Consider the following 5,010-nt stretch of genomic DNA (forward strand, 5'->3'; position numbering starts at 1 on the left):
CGGCGGTCGGGAGGGCGCCTTCGGGCCGGCCATGAGGCGCGGGTCAGCAGCGCCCCTCGCCGAGCATGATCCGCGCGATCAGCTCCTGGCGGCTGCCCACCCCGGTCTTGGTGAACACCGACTTCAGGTGGTCCTGCACCGTGTACGGCGTCATCGCGAGGGCCCGGGACACGTCCCGGGTGTCGCCGCCGCGCACCAGCAGCAGCGCCACCTCCCGCTCGCGGGCGGTCAGCCCGTACGCGGCCAGGTACAGCGGCATCACCTCGGCCGGCGAGGCGGGCGAGGCCACCACCGTCACCGCGCCCGCCGCCCCGCCGTCGCGCAGGGCGGAACCGTGCAGCAGGTACCAGCGGTCGTCCCGGCTCCACACCCGCACCGGGGCCTGCGGTACGGGCAGCCCGTGCGCCGCCCGGCGGGCCTGCTCGGCGGCCATCGCCACGCCGGTCGGGACGGTCAACGAGGTCGGGGTGGGGTCGGCCAGCCGGGCGAGCAACTCCTCGGCCGGTCCGGACAGCGCCTGCAGCCGGTTGCGCCGGTCCAGCACCAGCACCGCCGGCCCGGCATCCGCCTCCTCGGGCGGGCCGGCCGGTACGTGGCACGCCCTCAGCGCGTTGCCCAGGTGCCGGGCGGCGGCGTCGGCGAGCTGTCGCTGGCCCTCCAGGTACGGGCCGCGGTCCGGAGCCCGCAGGAACGCCGCGCACCCCCACATGCCGCCGGCCGCGTCGAACACCGCCCGCAACTCGTCCCCGAACCCGGCCGGCCTGACCTGCTCCCGGAACCGCACACTCTCCCGCAGCGACCCCCGGGTCGCCCGGCTCAGCGTCTCGGCCTGCACCCCGCTGCGCCGGATCTCGGGAAAGGTCGCCACGTCGTCCGCCCACACCTCCAGCCGCACGGCGTGCTCGAACGCGTCCAGGGTGAGGTCCTCGCTCTGCACCGAGTTCACCAACCCCGTCGCCGGATCCGCGGTGTGCCAGCACACGGCGTCGAACTCCAGTACCGGCCGCAGCAGTTCATCCGCCCGCCGGAAGACCTCGGGTGCCGTCAAGCCCGCCCCGGCAAGCTCCCGCACCCCCTCGATCGCCGCCCGCCCCGCCACCCCACGTCGCCCCATCCGGTGAAGCTAGCACGACAGTTCGCGCCCCACCCACGCACCGAACGGCAGCGCGGAGGCTCCCTCCCCGGGGGCGGAGAGGGCCAGGGGCGGTCCGAACCGCCGCCCTGGGCGCGGGCCGGGCGAAATCCGCATGACAGCGGTGGAAGGCTCCGGGACCATGGGCCGGTGGCTACGGAACCGGACATCCTCGACCTGAACATCCTCTGCCCGCCGCCCGGCGAGGGCTACCTGGAGGTCCGCCCGGTCGTCAGCGGCCGGGACCTCCTGGCCGAACTGACCCTCCGCAACAGGGAATCGGGCGGCCCCCGGTTCATCGGATCAGGTCCCCGGTACCTCCTGGGCCGGGGCGGGCGCTTGCACGCCACGGCCGTGCCCCGGGAGGTCCGGCTCGGTGTGTCCGGGTGCGGCCTGGAACAGTGCTGCAGCACCCTGTACGTGACGGTCGCTCGGGACGGGGAGCACGTCGTCTGGGCGGGCTGGCGCGACCCGGCCGAACGGGGCTTCGACCTGCCGGAGTTCCGGTTCGCCGCGGACCAGTACGAGGCCGAGGTGCTGCGAGCCGAAGCGGACCGCGGCTGGGAGTGGCCGGGGGCAGTGGTCGCGACGCTGCTGGAGGAAGGGCTGAGGGGACGCGAGGACTGGCTCGCCAGGTGGGAGTGCGAGCTGGAGGCCGTCTGGGCCTCCCGCCTGGAACCCGACCGGATCGACGTCATCCTGCGGCATCCCCCCGGCCGGGAGGAGACGGCTCTGCCCTGGGCCCAGTTCTCGATGATCCTCCCGATCTCCGCGGAGGACCCGTCGGACCAGGCCGAGCGCCTCGAAGCGCGGCTGACCGCGGGCGACCCCCGTGCCACCGCCGAGCTCTGCGGAGGCTACGAACCCGAACAGGTGGGCTACCCCTGGCCGTAGCGCCCTTAGCCCTGGCCCCCTGCCGGCGACGCCCCGCGGCTGCCCCGCCCGGCGCTCAGGCGGCCTGGGCCTACGGTCGTTGGTGTCGGTTTTCCGCCGGACAACGGGGGCAGCCGCTGGTTGCCTTGGGGGCATGATCAACGCCAGCAAGTCCGCGCTCTTCCGTTCCCTCCACACCCCCGCTCGTCCGCTCGCGCTCGCGAACGCCTGGGACGTGGCCAGCGCCCGCGTCATCGAGGCCGCGGGGGCGACCGCGATCGCCACCACCAGCGCCGGGGTGGCCTGGTCGCTCGGCGCCCCGGACGGGGACCGCGTCCCCCGGGGCCCGGTGCTGGAGGCCATCGCCCGCATCGCGGCGGCGGTCGCCGTCCCGGTGACCGCCGACATCGAGGGCGGCTACGGACAGAGCCCCGCCGAGGTCGCGGAGACCGTCACGCGGGTGCTGGAGGCCGGCGTGGTGGGCGTCAACATCGAGGACGGCACCCGCCCGCCGGGCGCGCTCGCCGACCGGATCGCGGCCGCCCGCGGTGCGGCGCGGCGGGCGGGCGTCGACCTGTTCGTCAACGCCCGTGTCGACACCTACCTGCTCGGGCTGGGCGACCCCGCCACCCGGCTGCGGGAGACGCTGGGACGGGCGCGCTCCTACGTGGACGCCGGTGCGGACGGGATCTTCGTCCCCGGTGTCGCGGACCCCGGCGTCATCAGGGACCTGGCCGCGGGTCTGACGGTGCCCCTCAACATCATGGCGGGGCCGGGCACCGCGCCGGTGGACGAACTGGGGGCCCTGGGCGTGGCCCGGGTCAGCCTCGGCTCGGGGGTGGCCCAGGCCGCCTACGCCGCTGCCCGGCAGGCGGCACTCGACCTGCACCGCGCCGGCGGCTACGACTCCCTCCGGCGGACCATCGACTACCCGGAGCTCAACGGCCTGTTCACCGTGAGCGGCTGACCGCGCCCCGGCTGCGGCGGTCCGGTTGGAGACCCGGCGCCGGCGCACGGGCGCCGGGTCTCCGGTGGTGGGTCGGGCTGTCCGTCGGATCGCTGTGGCGGTCCGTCGGGCTACTTGGCCAGGCGGGACCAGTCGGCCGGCTGGGCGGGGTCGAGTTGGCGGAGCTGGTCGAGGACCTTCGGGTCCTGGGCGTCGAGCCAGTCGGCGACCTGGCGGAAGGAGACGCAGCGGACGCCGTCGCGCTTGCAGACGCCCTTCATCACGTCCTCGACGGCCTGCATGTAGATGCCGCCGTTCCAGGACTCGAAGTGGTTCCCGATGAACAGCGGGGCGCGGCTGCCGTTGTAGACGCGTTCGAAGCCGGCGAGGTAGCTCTCGCGGGTCTCCTTCTCCCAGGTGTCGTACTTCCTGGGGTCGCCGTTGGTGGTGTTCCCGGACTGGTTCGCCAGGAAGTTGAAGTCCATCGAGAGGCTCTGGGTGGACTTGCCGGGGGTGGGGAGAAGCTGCAGCGGGAAGTTCCAGATGCCCTCCTTCTTCGTCGGCCAGACCTGGAACTCGCCCGGGGAGCTGGCGTCGTAGCGGAAGCCCGTCGCCTTCTCGGCCGGCAGCAGGTTCTTCTGGCCCTCCAGGCAGGGGGCGCGGCCGCCGACCAGTTCCTTGGTGTAGTCGAAGGGGAGCGGCGGGAGGTCCTTGAAGCCGGTGTTGGTCTTCCAGTTGGCGACGAAGGAGACGGCCTGGTCGAGTTCGCTCTTCCACTCCTCGGTGCTCCACTCGCCACCGCCCTTGGCGTTGCAGAAGTGCCCGTTGAAGTGGGTGCCGATCTCGTTGCCGTCGAGCCAGGCGAGGCGCAGCTGTTCCAGGGTGTCCTTGATGTGGGGGTCGGTGGCGTAGTCGATGGAGGCGTCGCCGGGCTTGTGCTGCGGCGGCTTGTAGAGCGTGCTCTTGGACTTGGGGAGGGTGTAGAGGCCGCTCAGGAAGAAGGTCATCTGGGCGTTGTTCTCGGCGCCGAGCTTGCGGAAGCGGGAGAACTGGCGGTCGTCGCCCTCCAGTGCCCCGTCCCAGGAGAAGACGACGAACTGCGGCGGCTTCTCCCCGGGCTTGAGCTTCTCCGGCACGGGCTGCTTGGGCTGCGGGCCGGTGTCGGAGGTGGAGCCGTCGCCGAGCACCTTGACCTGGCCGTCCCAGGTGGGGGTGGGAGCGGGCGGTGGCGGGGCGGGGGCTTCGGTGGTGGTGCTCGGGGCGGGGCTGGGCGGGGTGGTGCCGGTGGTGGCGGTGGGTCTGCTCGGTGTGCCGTCGCATCCCGTCGCCAGGGCGGAGGCCCCGAGGACCCCCATCGCCAGCAGGATGGCCGAGCCGCGAGCAGTCCGCACGGGACCCCATTTCTCTGATCTTCAATCAGGAGCTGTTCAGAAGATGATCGATGAATGTGATCATCAGAACACTTTTGATCGACCTCTGTCGAGGTCGGGAAGGTGTGGTTTTGGTGGGGGTGGGTCTGGTGGGCAACTTCCTTGTGCCGAACGGGAGATGGCGTGCCGAGCGGGCTCCGGTGGAGGCCCCCGGAGGGTGTGGGGGTGAGGGGTGGTTCATCGTCGCCGCCACCGCAACGGCCGCGGCCGCCGACGGGTTCAGCGACTGATCGGGCGTCACGCGGGTTTCGGCCAAGTTCGTGGCATGGGCATGGCGCTACGTGCCCAGCCGTTCCGGCCCCGGCTAGGGTCGCTCCAGCTCAGCGAACCTCCGGCGCCCCACGGCCCTCGTGCGGCGTCCCGTGGACCTTCCCGATTGGACTGGTGTGCCATGAACAGGACGTACTACCGCCCGCTGGACCGTCCCTCGACCACGAGCGTCCGCAGCCGGCTCGCCGCCGCGGCCGGGGCCGCCGCGGTGGCCGCCTGCGTGCTCACCGGCGTCGCGGTCGCCACCGCCGGTGCCGCGACCGCCGCGCCCGCCTCGGTCCCCAAGCCCGCCGTCACCGTCTACGGCGTGGCCGGCGCCACCCAGCCCGCCGCACCCCGCTAGACCCGCCCCTTCGACG

At 73.3% G+C, this 5,010-nt stretch carries 5 protein-coding genes; 3 read left to right on the forward strand and 2 right to left on the reverse strand.

All coding sequences use genetic code 11. The annotated features are described in order from the left end of the window. Positions 1-43: 43 nt before the first annotated feature. The gene (locus ACFU7Z_RS36080) at positions 44-1,114 is read right to left on the reverse strand and encodes a LuxR family transcriptional regulator (RefSeq protein WP_159028455.1); all 1,071 of its coding nucleotides are present in this window, start codon (positions 1,112-1,114) and stop codon (positions 44-46) included. A gap of 168 nt (positions 1,115-1,282) precedes the next feature. Here ACFU7Z_RS36080 and ACFU7Z_RS36085 point away from each other — a divergent pair, with 168 nt between their 5' ends. Beyond that, positions 1,283-2,026, forward strand: a complete 744-nt coding sequence (locus ACFU7Z_RS36085; protein WP_380782246.1) for a hypothetical protein — start codon at positions 1,283-1,285, stop codon at positions 2,024-2,026. Positions 2,027-2,159: 133 nt separating this feature from the next. Beyond that, the gene (locus ACFU7Z_RS36090; protein WP_380782248.1) at positions 2,160-2,972 is read left to right on the forward strand and encodes an isocitrate lyase/phosphoenolpyruvate mutase family protein; all 813 of its coding nucleotides are present in this window, start codon (positions 2,160-2,162) and stop codon (positions 2,970-2,972) included. A 110-nt stretch (positions 2,973-3,082) separates the two neighbouring features. Here the strand turns inward: ACFU7Z_RS36090 and ACFU7Z_RS36095 are convergent, their stop codons facing one another. Then, entirely contained in the window at positions 3,083-4,306 is a 1,224-nt protein-coding gene (locus ACFU7Z_RS36095) for a hypothetical protein (RefSeq protein WP_380782250.1), read from the reverse strand. A 466-nt stretch (positions 4,307-4,772) separates the two neighbouring features. Between ACFU7Z_RS36095 and ACFU7Z_RS36100 the strand changes: the two genes are divergently transcribed. Next, positions 4,773-4,994, forward strand: a complete 222-nt coding sequence (locus ACFU7Z_RS36100) for a hypothetical protein (protein ID WP_117486616.1) — start codon at positions 4,773-4,775, stop codon at positions 4,992-4,994. The last annotated feature ends 16 nt before the right edge of the window (positions 4,995-5,010 follow it).

The organism is Kitasatospora sp. NPDC057518, from assembly GCF_042802075.1.
GTDB lineage: Bacteria > Actinomycetota > Actinomycetes > Streptomycetales > Streptomycetaceae > Kitasatospora.